Origin of the sequence: Alteromonas macleodii ATCC 27126 (assembly GCF_000172635.2) — a bacterium.
Lineage (GTDB): Bacteria > Pseudomonadota > Gammaproteobacteria > Enterobacterales > Alteromonadaceae > Alteromonas > Alteromonas macleodii.
On record NC_018632.1, the window covers coordinates 4211736 to 4226606 of the forward strand.

Genomic DNA, 14871 nt, shown 5'->3' on the forward strand with positions numbered 1-14871 from the left:
TTATGCTATGAGTATCGGCGGAATATTGAAAAACTGATGAAATAAAACGCTCGGTTGAGACGAGCTTTATTTTTGTGGCAGTAGATGCGGCTCTAGGGGCGGGCGACGGGCGCCTTTTTTAGGACCATACCACAACGCCAGATAGTCTAGGATAGCGGGCTCTGCATCACCTAATGGCCATAGCTTTTGCGTGTCTTGCATCCATCGAATAGTTTCAAGCCATCTCTCTCTGCTCATTGCGTTCTGTGTAATTAGTGAAGGCGAATGGCATGCGCTACAGTGTGCAACCACTAGATTATAGCCCGGCGCTACAGTAAGACCTGACTGGGGGTCAACAGACACAGTCGTGGCGTCAGCGGAATGCATACTTGAGCCGCTATTTTTATCGCTACTTTCATTGATGGCCGCAACCAGTGGTGTGCTAACTACCCCTGCCATAATAGAAACAAAAACGAATAGATGGCGCATGCGAGCGCTCCATATCTCAAACACGTTACTCGGTACCATGTGTTTTACACAACCCGCACAGCAATGCGATGGCAGGCATTGTTTAAGTAGCCTTTTGGATTCCAGCCTGGCAATACCATAGGTTGTGATTTTCCATTTTCATCTACGGCTTTGGCCCATATTTCGAAATAACCTTGTTGAGGAAAGGCTATTTTTGTAGTGAATTGCTGCCATGCATGTCTATTTACGGGTAGCGTGAGCTCTGCTATTTGCCACGTTTGTCCGAAATCAATAGATGTGTACACTTCAGCCACTTTACCCTCACCACTCCATGCATGACCGCGCACGCTTAGTTTCTTGGCCAAAGGATGATCAGTGCCCGACTGTGGAAAAGTAATGAGTGACTTAATAGGCATAGCTTCAATGATACACATATCTTCATCGGCTACTTTCGCCCCCGGAGCAACGGGTTTACAAGGGAGTCGGTACGCTTTGCCCAGCATTTTTGCACCGTCATGCACGCGGTCTCTGACCACTATCTTCTTAAGCCACTTACCAGACGTAGACGCTGGCCAACCACCAAAAACCAGTCGGAGCGGATAGCCATTCATTAAAGGCAGAGGTTCATCATTCATCGCCCACGCAATCAACGACTCATCTTCCATCGCTTTGTTTATCGGCACCCCGCGAGAAATAGCCGCTTTGCCCGGTGTACGGCTTAAATGCTGGTCATCACCATAATAGCCAATGTAAACAGCGCTATCTTTTACGCCCACTGACGTGAGTACATCTTTAAGCCTTACACCTGTCCATTTAGGGCATCCCACAGCTCCGGTAGTCCATTGGTTCCCCGTCGCTGCTGGCGAGAACTCGGCACGTCCATTACCGCCGCATTCCAGCGTTAGTTGGTATGAGTAATGTTTGAATTGGGTTTTGAGCTCTTCCAACGTGAAGGTTTTTGACTGCTCGGCCGACTCCCCTTCAATAGTAAGCGTCCACGTACTCGCGTCTGGCTTTTGCGGGGGAATACCATTATTCCTTACGAAAAATCGAGAGGCAGGCGTAACCGCATCATCAAGTAAGTGCGCTGGTGTTTCAGCGTTAATTGGCCGGTCGTTAAGTATTGTTAGCCCGTCTTTTCCCTCGATAGAAAAAGGCGTGTTCGACTGAGCAAATGCAGCGGGAATAAGTCCTGCTGGCATGAACTGACCGTAAACGACTTCAGCACCAAGTAGCAAAGACAGAGACTTCAGACCTTTGATAAAACCACGCCGAGTCAGCGCGTTGCTAGTTCGCTGAAAAACCTGTTCGTCGGCCTTTACAGGGTCCTTAGCGTACAGTTCGTGAAGGCCATGTTTTTTCACTGCTACCACCTCGTCATTGAGTGCTTTGTGTATTAAGAGTGCATTAAGAATAATTGTGATAAATCGCGCAAAAAATCCCACTATATTGCGAACAAATAGCCCAATATAAGCAGTGCAATCCACAGCGTTTCTGCCACAATCATTACAATTGGCAGCATACCGACTTCGGCTAACTTACCAAGGTTAGACTTCATACCGATTGCCGTAATTGAAACGACTAAGAAGAAGCGTGATATCTGGGTCCCCGTCTCAATAACTACTTCGGGTAGGGTTACAAAGCTGTTGAGTAACATAAGTACAATAAAGCCAACTAGAAACATCGGCATTTTAGGCACTTGCGCCCCGTCAGCCTGACTTTTGGCTTTGTAAAAGTGTTTAATGGCAATCATCATAATGAGTACCACTGGCATTAGCATGGCTACTCGTACCAGCTTGGTCAGTGTCGCCATGTCGCCTGCACTGTCAGACACCGAGTAACCTGCCCCCACAACTTGCGCCACATCGTGAATAGTGCCGCCTAAGAAAATGCCAGCTTCCGTATCATTCATGCCCAACTGCGCCGCCACAATTGGGTAGAGCACCATGGCGATGGTCGACATAGCGGTTACGCCAATAACCGTCAGCAACGTGTCTCTTTCGTGGTTTTCTCCCTTGGGAAGAATGGTGGAAATGGCGAGAGCCGCAGACGCACCACAAATGGCTACTGAGCCTCCCGTTAATGCACCAAAACGCTTTTGTAACCCGAGTAATTTGGCGAGACCCACTCCGACAATAATTGTTGTGAGTATGGCAGCGGCCAGCATAAGAGCGGTCTGCCACCCAAGTACCGCTAAGTCACCTAGCGCAATGCGTAGACCAAGCAGAACAACTCCAGCGCGAAGAAGAGTACTTGCCGTGAAATCGATACCACACGCACAGGGCGTATCGTTCTGATACAAAAACGATACGGCCATACCTAAAAGTAATGCGAACAACATAGCAGGGGCGTTGTAATGCTCACTCAAAAAGAGCGCCGCCATACCGGTAATGGTTGCAATTCCCAGCCCGGGCCAAATATTTTTACATTTTACTGCTATATCGTTCATTTTCTTTTATCGCTCTGAGGCCACAAGCGCAACAAGCACTACGCGCTTTCGCTCGCCAGAATAAGGGCGGCGGCCATGCATTGCACGGTAATTGTCAACAATAGCCACGTCACCATCTTGCCACTCTAAGTCAAAGGTGTAAGTTTCAGACAGTTCTGCAACGCGCTCTAAACCGGCTTTAGGAATTGCACTTCCATCGCCAAAAGTAATTGCCGACGACGGGTTTTCCCTTACGCCTTTCCATCCCATATACGCAGCTATTAGCTGGTTATAGAACACTTCTGAGCCATCACTAAGTTCGATAACCGCAGGTAAGACAGGCGTAATGGCTCTTAGACTACCATCCTCCAACCATTGCCAGGTGTATCCTAACTCTTTTAATTTAGCTTCTGCCTCTTCTAATGACTCAACGCTTAGCGTGCTTTTCCAGCTTCTTCCTTGGCCAGAGTTGGCATCATTGGCTGCTGGCATAGTAGTCGTATATTTAAGGCCTTTCTCTTTAAAGTCTTTAGCAAGCGCAGGATTTTCTTCCTTCAATGCTTCAAACAATTTGTCGGAGCGACATAAAGGCGTTGCTCCCCCCTCATCCGCTGCAGTCTTACAAAAGAAAAACAGCTTGCTAGGTGAAATAGGCGTCTGCGCCATTTCATGATGTAGAAAAATTTCTACGTCTTTCGGCGCTTCATTTGCTGTGAATACGCGCTCAGTAAAGTTAATACGCACGGCATTAGACAACGACTCCTGATAGGTAAAGTTAGGATAGCCGAAGCCTGCTGAGAAAACGTCAAAGGTCTCTGCGGAATCAATTGGAAACCCTCGGAAAAGTAGTGCTCCCGACTTTGCAAGTTTTGCTTCAAGCTCTGATTGATTTGCTTTTACAAATGCAACGGTCTCTTCTACCGTTGTACAACCCTCGTTGTTCACGACTATTTCAGGGAACACACCGCCGTTATAATTGTGCTGAGTAGGTACACTTGCGTAGGCTACCGCAGAGCTGTCATTGACGTTTTTCATAGCTAACTCCTAGTCGTAAATAGGGTGGAAACGGTTAAAGGCAGCTTCGCAGAAGTGCCCTGGATCGTTAAATCTGCGATTTACGTTCAATGCAGATATTGCCTGCATTTCACTGTCGCTGAGTGAGAAGTCAAAAAGTGCGAGGTTTTCTTTCATACGCTCAACTTTTGACGTTTTTGGAATGATGGCGTTACCGCGCTGAATTCCCCAACGCAAGACAACCTGCGCGGGCGTTTTACCATGGGCTTCTGCCGCGGCTTTTACTACGCTTTGCTCAAGCACTGATTCCGTCTGATCAGCCATTTCAAGCTCTAGATAAGATAAGGCACCTAGCGGAGAGAAGGCCGTCACCTCCAGTCCATAGTCTTTTGCCAAACGAATTAGTCGCTCTTGCGTAAGGTACGGGTGAGATTCAATTTGCAGCATGGCTGGCTTAATACGCGCATAGCTCATCAGGTCGTTAAGCAAACCGGTGTTGTAATTACACACACCAATTTGTTTTGCTTTTCCGCTATCGGCAAGCGACTCCATTGCCTCCCATGTCTTATGCAAAGGTACAGGCGCGAGTTCCATTTTAGGCTCGGCAACATCAGGTTCGTAAAACCATTCTGGTGGATAACGGGTCTCGATAGGCACAAATTTCTGCGCTATCGGGAAATGGATCAGGTATAAGTCTACATAATCTAACTGTAAGTCTGACAAGGTTTTCTCTAAAGCAAGACCCACGTGCTCAGGGGCGTGAAAGGTATTCCATAGTTTTGAAGTAACCCAAAGCTCTTCTCTGGTGCACAAGCCTTCATCAATCGCTCGCTTAATGCCTTCACCCACTTCCTTTTCATTGCCGTAATCAGCGGCACAATCTAAGTGTCGATAGCCAGCCTTAATCGCTTGGTACGTGGTTTCCGCACATATGGCAGTATCGACCTTCCAAAAACCAAAACCTACCTCTGGTATCTTATTCATTGTTTCATTCACCTTAGAATTCGTTGCTTTAAGCTAGTACGGACTTTCTCTTAAACGTACTGCAAAGATAAAAAGCCGCGGTTTACTTTTGCAGTATGCTCTTGTATAACTTTAGCTTCAAACTTTAGTCTTGTATAAGACATAAGTTATTACACAGATATACCGATGTCAACAAAGTGTTAACAAACTTAATGAAAAGTTTGGAGTGCAATAAAAAGAAATGTCTTGCGGTGGCATAACAAGGTAAAGCGTTACCTTGTTATGCTAGGTGTTCGAGAGTCGGTAAGAAACAATTTGATAGGAACGGACGTTTAAAACGTTGTGGTTGAACAGTTTGGCGTTGATAGCAAAGGATTAATCAAGTTCAACTTGGTAATGGTAGTGGTCAGTTCTACATTTGCTTTCACGATATTCAATGAGTTTACCGTCAATAGACTCAGTGACGCGCGTAACCATAAGTAACGGCATTCCTTTTTCGATACCTAAGCTTTTTGCATCACTTTTTGAGGCCAAAACCGCTTTAATGCTGTCACGGGTCTTAAATACAGTTTGGTTGTAGTCCGTTTGATAAAAATGATACAGAGTATGCGGAATATCTTCTCGCTTCTCGATGTCAGGAAATCGCTTAGACGGTAAATAAATAGTTTCAAGCATACAAAATTCGTTATCGAGAATTCGCCTACGCTTAAGCTTCACTACTTTGTCTTTAGCGGTAATTGATAGTGCAGTTTGGACACTTTCAATTGGCTCGACCAGCTCTTTACTTAACAGTTCAGCTTTGGGTAGGTCAGCACCTTTTCCGTCAGCTTGTAACGGAAAGAAACGAAACAGCGCATCTTGTGCCGTATGCTCAGAAACAAATGTACCGACCCCCTGACGACGGGTTACAATTTTGGTATCTGTCAGCAATGTTAGCGCTTTGCGAACGGTTCCTTGGCTAACATTGAATTCGTCAGCAAGCTTAAACTCACTAGGTAGCATCTCGCCTGGTTGCCAACGGCGCTCGACAATAAGCTGCTTAATGTATTCAGCGACTTGTTGATACAGCGGCTGAAAGGCAAGACTTGGACCGCTGAGTTTGTGATCGAATTGAGATGAAGACATGAACCCTAACCTAAACGCTTAATTTTTGTTGTTATATCATACACAAGAGTTATAGCGCACTTTTGATATAAATCACATACATTGCAGGAATTACACGTGATGCTTTTGGAAACACTGCTTCCCATGTTTGCGCTATTGGGGCTTGCGACACTGCTACAGACCTTAAGCGGTTTTGGTTTTGGCCTTATGGTGGTATCAAGCTTTACGTTATTCGGCATCTTGCCGCTTACGGCGACCACCTTTATGGTGAGTTTTCTAAGTCTTTTCAATTCCATCAGCTTAGTAGTGAAAAACACGGAGCAAATAAATAGACGTGCTTTCACTATTATACTGGTTAGCGGTATACCATTTATGGCGGTAGGCTACGCATTGTTGGAATACCTGTCCGTTGGGATGGCAACTTGGCTCAATTTACTGCTTGGCTTGGCTATTCTCAGCTGCTGTGGCCTTTTATTAATAAAAAGAAAGCGGACACAGCCATCTGGTCGCGCATACGGTTTTTCTATCGCTGGCGCTCTAGGTGGATTGCTAGGCGGTCTTTTTTCTACTTTTGGCCCACCTGTGGTATTTCAGTGTTACCGACAAACCTGGCCAATAAATGAAATCAGGATAACGCTGCTGGCCGTATTTAGTGTTACCTCACTTATACGCCTTGCCATAATACCGTTTGGTACTTTGCCTTCAACAGAAGTGTTTCTGTCTGCTGTTTTCGCCATTCCCGTCATTTTAATTTTCACGCGATTAGGACGAATTCTCGCTGCTCGCGTATCCGCTGCCGCTGTTCGACTGTTAGCCTTAACCATGCTTGCATTAAGTGGCGTAACCCTTATTGTCCAAAATATCAGTATATAAGACGGCTTGATAGTGAACGCGGATCTAAATCTTCATAATTTTCTAATTGCAGATTGACACCCAAGTTACATTTCATTAACTTATGTCTTATATAAGACATGAAGGGTAATGTAGAAATGAGTAACGCGTTTTGTGTAAATGAGCCAGAATGGAACGATATTAAAGCCGCTGACATTACTGAGCAGCCCTTTTTGTCGGATGATAAGACACTTATTGTCCCCACCCAATATGGTGAGTTGAGTCTAAGTATTAGTCAGTTTGGTTTACGCATTCAAAGTAACGTAAATGCAGCAGATGATTTTGGTATGCTTACTCAAGCGCCGGAGAGGCTATCGCTAGTACTTTCCGGTGATCAGTCTCACAGCACCCTGGCAGCAGGCGATTATCGATTAGAAGTTTTTGCCGCACCTCTTCATTTCAAGCTGTATAAAAATGACGTTTTAGTTCAGCAAAGCGCCACCGACGGCCACTTTGTACGTCAGCATCGCTTACCGCCATTCGCTAAAACCGACAAAGGTTGGTTATTAAGTTTAGAGCTTAGCTACGACGAAGCCGTTTATGGTCTTGGAGAGAAATGGGGCAAGCTTGATAAACGCGGCCAGCTAATTCGCTCATACAACCACGACGCTTTAGGCGTAAACGCTGAAAAGTCTTATAAAAACACACCTTACGCATGGAGTCCTGAAGGCTGGAATTTGTTTGTGCACACTCCAGCCCCCGTCACCCATGGAGTCGGCTACGCACTTTGGTCACAGCGAGCTTATGTGTGCTTAGTTGAAGATAACGTACTCGACATGTTCTTGTTCCATCAAGACTCGCCAGCTAAATGCCTTCAAACCTACAGTGAGTTAACAGGCTTTGCGCCAACACCTCCAACTTGGAGCTTAGGCGTAATCCTGTCTAAAGCGTATTATAAAGACGCCGACGAGCTACTCGCCGTTGCCCGCGAAGTGCGCGAAAAGAATATGCCTTGCGATGTTATTACCCTTGATGGTCGCGCATGGCAAGACACTGATACCCGCTTTGCTTTTGAGTGGGACCCTAAACGCTACGCCGATCCTCAGCCGGTTATTGATGAACTTAAAGCGTTAGGTTTTAAAATCTGTGTGTGGGAATACCCCATGATTTCAGTGAAAAACCCGCTATACAAAAAAGCCGCTGATAAAGGCTGGCTGATAAAAGACAAACGAACCGGAGAAGCTTACCGGTATGAGTGGGATTTAAGCCCATTTGGCGAAGTACTTACGCCTTTGCCAGACTCAGGTATTTTAGACTTTACCCACCCTGAAGCTTACGAGTTTTGGAAAACGTCGCACAAACCTTTATTTGATCTTGGTATAGATATGATAAAGGCCGACTTTGGCGAACAGTTGGAAGACGACAATATGCTGTCGTATAGCGGTGATTCAGGTAATCGTCTACATAACGTTTACAGTATGCTTTACAACCGCTGTGTGTACGAGGCTGCCGACGCTTACTGCAAAACAGGTCCTTTCCTATTTAGCCGTTCAGCTTGGACAGGAAGTCAGCGCTACCCATCACAATGGGGCGGTGACCCGCAAGCCGACTGGCATGGCCTAGCCGCAAGTATTCGTGGCAGTTTGTCCTGGGGTATGTCAGGCGGGCCGTTTTTCGCTACCGATATAGGTGGGTTTTACAAAGACACCCGAGATGCAGAACTTTACGTAAGATGGGCACAAGCGTCAGTGTTTAGTGCCCACATGCGATTGCACGGTATTGGCCCTCGTGAACCCTGGTCCTACGGCGATGCCGCTTCCAATGCAGTATTTGAGGCCCTTAAGCTAAGATATAAGCTTATTCCATACCTAAAGGAAACCGCAGAAAAAGCATCACAAACAGGACTTCCGGTTCAGCGCGCCATGGCGTTAGCCTTCCCTGAACAGCCGCTTTCGCACGGTTTTGAACAACAATTTATGTGCGGTGATGACCTACTTGTTGTGCCTTGCGTGGTGCCCGGCGGAAAAATTAAATACTACTTACCAAAAGGTAAATGGATACGTTTTGGTACCGAAGAAGTCGTGCAGGGTGAGCAATACAGAGAAGAAATACTTGCGCTTAACGATGTGGCGGTGTTCATCCAAAAAGGCAGTCGCATTGTAATGGGCCCAGATGTTCAACATACCGATATGGATATGTCGAACACCACACATTGGCCAGCGTAGCGCATAGGAGCAGTTCATGGATATCACCCTTACCCTATTGTCATGCATGGCATTTATGGCACTGGTTGCCGTTATTTCTTACATGAAAACAAAAGGGGAAGTAAACACGCAAGACGGTTACTTCCTTGCAGGAAGAGGGTTGACCGGCACTTTTATTGCTGGGTCCATGATCCTTACCAATCTTTCCGCAGAGCAGCTTATTGGATTAAATGGTTCTGCCTTTGGGTATAACTTAAGCGCTATGGCGTGGGAAGTTACCGCCGGTATCTCTACCATTATTATGGCGCTTATTTTCTTGCCTCGTTACTTAGCAGGCGCTTTCTCCACCCTACCTGAGTTTTTACGCGACCGTTTCGACGATAGCGTTCGCAGAATGACGGTAGTTTTGTTTATGGTGGGGTATTCGTTAGTTACCATTCCATCGGTGCTTTACTCTGGCTCTATTGCCGTGCTTAGGCTTTTTGATGTACCCGGACTTTTCAATGTAAGCTATGAGGTGGGACTGGTACTTACCATCGTCATAGTCGGTACGATTGGCGCTCTCTATGCCATTTTCGGTGGTTTAAAAGCGGTAGCCGTATCAGACACGATTAATGGAGTTGGCCTTTTAATTGTGGGTTTATTAGTTCCCGTTCTTGGCTTGGTGGCCTTAGGCGACGGCAGCTTTAGCCAAGGTCTATCTACTATTGCTACAACGGAAACTGAAAAGCTCAATGCTATAGGTGGTCCCGACGACCCTGTTCCTTTTGGTACTATTTTCACGGGTATGATTTTAGCCAATTTGTTTTACTGGGGTACTAACCAATACGTAATTCAGCGAACCTTAGGCGCTAAAAATCTGGTTGAAGGCCAAAAAGGGGTGTTGTTCTCTGGCTATTTTAAAGTGCTTGTGCCCTTTATGATGATGTTACCAGGCGTGATTGCTTATCACTTATATCAAGACGAAAACCTTCAAACTATCGACCTTGCCTACCCTCATTTAGTAAAAGATGTACTCCCACAGTATTTGTCGGGTTTCTTTTTAGCAGTATTGCTTGGTGCGGTGTTTAGCTCTTTTAATTCACTGCTTAACAGTGCTGCCACCCTATTTTGCTTAGACGTATACAAACCCTTCAAAAAAGACAAAGTGAGCGACGAAAAGCTTATTCGCGTTGCCAAGATCACCAGTATTGTTATTGCTGTGCTTTCTTTTATCACGGCGCCGCTGCTTATGTTTGCCCCTGAAGGATTGTGGCAAATCATTCGCATATTTACCGGCTTTTACAATATTCCCGTTATCACTATTGTGCTTGTTGGCTTATTTACAAAACGCGTTCCTGCGCTGGCGGCAAAAGTCGCGATTATCTTCCACGTAATTGCCTATGGACTGCTAAAGTTCGTATGGGAAGTCGATATTAACTTTATCCATATCTACGCCATTTTGTTCGCTATTGAATTGGCTATTATGTTGACTATAGGCAGGCTCTACCCAATGACTACTCCATGGCATTTCACTGCAAAGGCTGAAGTCAATATGACGCCATGGCGCTATGCCATTCCCTGCGCCATCGTGCTTGTTGGCCTTATCGCAACGCTTTACCTGATGTTCTCTCCTGTAGGCTTTGTGAATGGACTAAGCAACGCGTTTGTCCCTGCACTAGTCGGCTTGTGGGCAACATGTTTCGTGGCAATTGGTATAAGTCTGAAATGGTGGCGAGTAAAGTATGAGCAAGGCTTGAAGCGCCTTGCTTCTCAGCACGCCTAACTCTCCTTCATCATTTTTGTATAGAAAAAACACAAAAAAATTAACATAACGTTTGCAAACGGCTTAACAATTGTTTAACTTAATTACTCTTATATAAGACATCAGATGCAAGATATCTTTTATATAGAAGACCGTATTTTTACGCTATTGAATTTTGCTATTGAAAGAATAATACGCGTAGCGCTGTACCCTACGCAGCCAGAATAAAAAACGAAACGCCGATTACTTGCTCAAATGCTTTTGTATCCAAATAAAGGTAGCAAGGTGTAAGTGAGGGCGTGATAAGCGAAACACCCTGGAGAACAACATGAATACAAAGAGATCACTCATCAGCAAGGCGGTAACCCTTGCTATGACATCTGGATTGCTACTTCACACCAATGCATTTGCGCAAGAGGCAGATACAGAGCAAGTCGACGCCTCAAAAGATGATAAATCATTTGAACAAATTGTCGTTACATCGCAAAAGCGTGTTCAAAGCATCAGCGATGTGCCCGTTGCTGTATCAGTGTTACGCGGTGACCAGATAGAATCTGCCTTTGCTAACAATGTTGAAAATCTACAAGCGCTTGTGCCTTCTGTGAGCTTCCGAAAAGGGACAACAACTCGAAATTCAGCCTTAACCGTTCGTGGTATTGGAACAATTTCATTTAGTATCGCCGCAGAGCCAAGCGTAGCCACGGTGGTAGATGGCGTTGTATTAGGGCGTTCTGGTCAAGCGTTTGCCGATTTGTACGATGTAGATCGAATTGAGGTACTACGTGGTCCACAGGGTACTTTATTTGGCAAGAACGCCTCTGCTGGTGTGGTAAACATCACCACAAAAGATCCTTCTCAGGAGCTCACAGGCAGTCTTTCTACCGAGTTTTATCAAGATAACGAATACCGTTTAAAAGGCACAGTAAGTGGTGGCTTAACCGACGACCTTTCAGCCAGCTTAACCGTCTTCCAAGGTAAATTCGACGGCTATATCGACAACGTTTACAACAATGAAAAAGTAAACGGTTATGACCGTGAAGGTGCCCGTGCAGTTGTGGTTTACGAGCCAACCAATGATTTAAAAGTAAAGTTCATTAGCGAAATTTACAGCGCAGATGACGACTGTTGTGCTGATTTAGAAGGCGTATCTAGCGGTCGAAATCCCGACTCAAAGGCAGCACCCAACAGTGAGACCATTGCCGACGGTATCGATTTAGAACAGCGACAAATTGATCATGACTTCGAATCTCGCACTATTGACGACCACTCGGCCTTCTCTGTACAAGTTGACAAAACCATTGGTGACTACACCTTCACGTCGATCACTGCCCAGCGCTCATGGGAAAATACAGAATTCCGCGAAGGTGATTTTACGTCTATTGCTGGCGACAGCGACCAGCCAGTATTTGGAGTGCCGTTTCAGCTGCATGACGTAGGTGAGCAAGAATGGAGTCAGTTTTCTCAAGAATTCCGTGTTGCATCAAACCTAGCTGGCCCATTCAACTTCTTAGCCGGTATGTTCTACTGGAACATGGATTCAGAGCGTAACTTCACTCGTGATGCAAGTTGCCAAAACAATAACCTTCAACTTGACCAAGCACTGACATTCTATGCGCAGAATAACCTGTCTGGAGATGCGCTGACAGACGCACTTTCTGACCTAGACGCTTACGCTAATTCGCTAGGTGTGACATGTAATGCCAACGACATTGTGTCTGCCACGGCATTCATGAGCACTGAGTTTAATAACTGGGCCGTTTACGGAGATGGCACCTACGACTTAAGCGATGACTTACGCCTTATCTTCGGTCTTCGCTATACCGATGATGAAGTGTCTTACACTCACCGTCGTATAAGTAACGACGAATATGGACGCCGTGGTGTGGGCGTTCGCCCTGCGACCGAGAACACCGATGCAGAAGGTGTGGTAGATGAAACCAATTTGTCTGGCCGCCTTGGTGTTCAATACGATCTCGACCAAAATCAAATGGTTTATGCAACCTATTCTCAAGGCTACAAAGGCCCTGGTTTCAATGTTTACTATAACTTCAACCCAGAGAATGACGGACGCCCTATTGGCGCGGAAGAATCTGACGCTTACGAAATTGGCTATAAGTACGCAAGTCGCGATCTACTTTTAAATATCGCGCTATTTAGTACTGACATTGAAGGCTTCCAAGCAAACAACTTTGATTGTTCTGACGGCGCATGTATTACGCGCCTTACCAATGCTGGTGATGTGACGACCCAAGGCGTTGAAGTAGACTTTATGTGGAACGCAACCGACAACCTAACGCTAATCGGTGGCGCTGCGTACACCAAGGCTGAGATCGATAGATTTAATTGTCCTGAAGAGGCAGAGTGTACCGACCGTTCGGGCTTGGATGTACCATTCTCACCTGACATGAAATACTCGCTGTCAGCGGAGTACTTCATGGAAACAGAGCATGGTTTTGACGTTTACTACAACGCGTCTTACATCTATACCGATGAACAGTACTCTGACTTGCCAGGCAACACGGGTGAATTCAATCCTCACTCATTGTTACCTGACTACAGCATGCTTAACGCAAGCGTTAGCTTCTCATTCAAAGACGATGCCTTCCGCGTATCTTTGATTGCGAAGAACTTGCTTGATGAAAGCTACGCGACCACATATAGCGGCGACAACTTCCGCTATCAAATACCGCGCGATGCAGATCGCTATTACGGCGTAGCATTTAAAGCAAGGTTTTAATCTCGTTATAAATTAAAAAACGTGTGTGTTGAAAGGGGCGTGTGAACGCCCCTCTTTTTTGCACAACATCAGGCTGTTAGTCCCTGAAAATCAAAACAAACGCCTTTGCCCAAATAATAGTATTAATTTATCTCTTCGTGCTGGTGTTCATGAGAGTGGGCGTGTAAATGGTCATTATCATCACGACATGGCTCACCCGGCAACTCAAACTCTATCGTGGTATGAGCAAGTTCAAAGGGGGCTAAACGCTCGTGAACTTTCTTTTTGAGTGCTCTCAGTTTGTCATTGTCTATTGCACAGTTTATTACCACGTGTGCAGTAAGCACGTGCTGCTCTCCGTCAAGCGACCAAAAATGTACATGGTGAATTTCTTCAACGTGCTCGATTTTCAAAAGCGTGTTGCTAATAGCATTCCTTGTAGCCAAGTCAGGTACGCCCTGTAGAAACAAAGACATGGTCTGCACAACATACCGAACAACATTGACCAAAATAAATAGCGTAAAACCAATAGATAAAATTGGGTCGAGTATAGGCCATTCAACAAAATGGAGCACAATGGCTACTACCAGTACCGCTACCCACCCCATCGTGTCTTCAATTAAGTGCCAGTTAAGCACCTTTTCATTCATCGAATGACCGCCGTGGAGTTTATAAGCTGCAAATCCATTCACGACAATACCTAGGATCGCTAATCCAATCATACCCTCTGTAACGGGCATTTCGGGGTTAGATAAACGAGGGATGGCCTCAGACAACACCCAAATTGAGCCAATCACCAAGATAACGCCGTTGATCATAGCTCCCATAAGGCTTAGCCGTTTGAAGCCATACGTATACTTTTCGGTAGATGCTTTATTCCCGAGCTTACTTAAATACCACGCCAGACCTATGGATAGAGAGTCTCCTAAATCGTGAACAGCATCTGCCATTATGGCGACACTGTTAGTAAGCCAACCCCCGATGAATTCAATAATAGTAAAGATGAAATTTAGCCAGAACGCCCAACCAATGCGTGTGGAATCTGTGCCTAGCGCTTCAGCATGCGCACCGTGGTGATGGCCGTGATGCTGACCTTTATGATGATTGGAGGCGGTAGTGCTGTGATTGTGGTGATGCATAATAACAACTCACATGAGATCGTATATTGAGCTTAACGTGATGTGTACCCAGGTGCGAACAAAATATCGAGCACAGATCATTAACAAGTCTCTGAGATAATTTGTAAATAGTCAGTGAAACAAGCACCTTTAAATTTTAACCCACCTCCCAATACAACCTTATATTATTGTTTTATTTGGAAATAAAAGAAAAACAACAAAAATAAGACCGACAGCCAAATGTTAATTTTTTGAGAACAGTATTGATCTTTATGTGTCAGTCGCTTAATGTAATGTAAGCG

General features: G+C 45.4%; 11 protein-coding genes. 4 read left to right on the plus strand and 7 right to left on the minus strand.

The annotated features are described in order from the left end of the window. Positions 1–66 precede the first annotated feature (66 nt). The 6 genes from MASE_RS17985 to MASE_RS18010 all read right to left on the minus strand — a co-directional run bounded on the left by MASE_RS17985 (position 67) and on the right by MASE_RS18010 (position 5977). Entirely contained in the window at positions 67–468 is a 402-nt protein-coding gene (locus MASE_RS17985) for a hypothetical protein (RefSeq protein ID WP_014951127.1), read from the minus strand. 44 nt (positions 469–512) lie between these two features. Further along, positions 513–1892: a sulfite oxidase gene (locus MASE_RS17990; RefSeq protein WP_014951128.1), complete on the minus strand. Its 1380-nt coding sequence runs from the start codon at positions 1890–1892 to the stop codon at positions 513–515. Further along, positions 1892–2896 (minus strand): YeiH family protein, encoded by a 1005-nt coding sequence (locus MASE_RS17995; RefSeq protein ID WP_014951129.1) that lies wholly within the window; start codon positions 2894–2896, stop codon positions 1892–1894. The genes MASE_RS17990 and MASE_RS17995 overlap by 1 nt, the downstream gene beginning before the upstream one ends. A gap of 6 nt (positions 2897–2902) precedes the next feature. After that, on the minus strand, positions 2903–3910 hold the full coding sequence (locus tag MASE_RS18000; protein WP_014951130.1) for a TauD/TfdA family dioxygenase: 1008 nt from the start codon (positions 3908–3910) through the stop codon (positions 2903–2905). Positions 3911–3919: 9 nt separating this feature from the next. After that, complete coding sequence (locus tag MASE_RS18005) at positions 3920–4873, minus strand: aldo/keto reductase (protein ID WP_014951131.1); 954 nt, start codon at positions 4871–4873, stop codon at positions 3920–3922. Positions 4874–5227: 354 nt separating this feature from the next. Then, a complete protein-coding gene (locus tag MASE_RS18010; protein ID WP_014951132.1) occupies positions 5228–5977 on the minus strand; it encodes a GntR family transcriptional regulator in 750 nt (249 codons plus the stop codon). 99 nt (positions 5978–6076) lie between these two features. On the opposite strand from MASE_RS18010, the gene MASE_RS18015 reads away from it, so the two are divergent. From MASE_RS18015 to MASE_RS18030, 4 genes are all read left to right on the plus strand, one after another. After that, a complete protein-coding gene (locus tag MASE_RS18015) occupies positions 6077–6829 on the plus strand; it encodes a TSUP family transporter (RefSeq protein ID WP_014951133.1) in 753 nt (250 codons plus the stop codon). Between the two features lie 116 nt (positions 6830–6945). Next, complete coding sequence (locus tag MASE_RS18020; protein WP_014951134.1) at positions 6946–9012, plus strand: glycoside hydrolase family 31 protein; 2067 nt, start codon at positions 6946–6948, stop codon at positions 9010–9012. A 16-nt stretch (positions 9013–9028) separates the two neighbouring features. Then, the gene (locus MASE_RS18025) at positions 9029–10756 is read left to right on the plus strand and encodes a solute:sodium symporter family transporter (protein WP_014951135.1); all 1728 of its coding nucleotides are present in this window, start codon (positions 9029–9031) and stop codon (positions 10754–10756) included. A gap of 307 nt (positions 10757–11063) precedes the next feature. Beyond that, a complete protein-coding gene (locus MASE_RS18030) occupies positions 11064–13472 on the plus strand; it encodes a TonB-dependent receptor (protein WP_014951136.1) in 2409 nt (802 codons plus the stop codon). A 122-nt stretch (positions 13473–13594) separates the two neighbouring features. On the opposite strand, the gene MASE_RS18035 is transcribed toward MASE_RS18030, so the two are convergent. Next, entirely contained in the window at positions 13595–14590 is a 996-nt protein-coding gene (locus MASE_RS18035; protein ID WP_014951137.1) for a cation diffusion facilitator family transporter, read from the minus strand. Positions 14591–14871: the final 281 nt, after the last annotated feature.

Bases quoted from the DNA above. Each gene is read 5' to 3' on its own strand.
- MASE_RS18020 (WP_014951134.1), top strand. From the start codon at position 6,946: ATGAGTAACGCGTTTTGTGTAAATGAGCCAGAATGGAACGATATTAAA.
- MASE_RS18030 (WP_014951136.1), top strand. From the start codon at position 11,064: ATGAATACAAAGAGATCACTCATCAGCAAGGCGGTAACCCTTGCTATG.
- MASE_RS18035 (WP_014951137.1), bottom strand. From the start codon at position 14,590: ATGCATCACCACAATCACAGCACTACCGCCTCCAATCATCATAAAGGT.
- MASE_RS17985 (WP_014951127.1), bottom strand. From the start codon at position 468: ATGCGCCATCTATTCGTTTTTGTTTCTATTATGGCAGGGGTAGTTAGC.
- MASE_RS17995 (WP_014951129.1), bottom strand. From the start codon at position 2,896: ATGAACGATATAGCAGTAAAATGTAAAAATATTTGGCCCGGGCTGGGA.
- MASE_RS18015 (WP_014951133.1), top strand. From the start codon at position 6,077: ATGCTTTTGGAAACACTGCTTCCCATGTTTGCGCTATTGGGGCTTGCG.
- MASE_RS18025 (WP_014951135.1), top strand. From the start codon at position 9,029: ATGGATATCACCCTTACCCTATTGTCATGCATGGCATTTATGGCACTG.
- MASE_RS18005 (WP_014951131.1), bottom strand. From the start codon at position 4,873: ATGAATAAGATACCAGAGGTAGGTTTTGGTTTTTGGAAGGTCGATACT.
- MASE_RS18000 (WP_014951130.1), bottom strand. From the start codon at position 3,910: ATGAAAAACGTCAATGACAGCTCTGCGGTAGCCTACGCAAGTGTACCT.
- MASE_RS18010 (WP_014951132.1), bottom strand. From the start codon at position 5,977: ATGTCTTCATCTCAATTCGATCACAAACTCAGCGGTCCAAGTCTTGCC.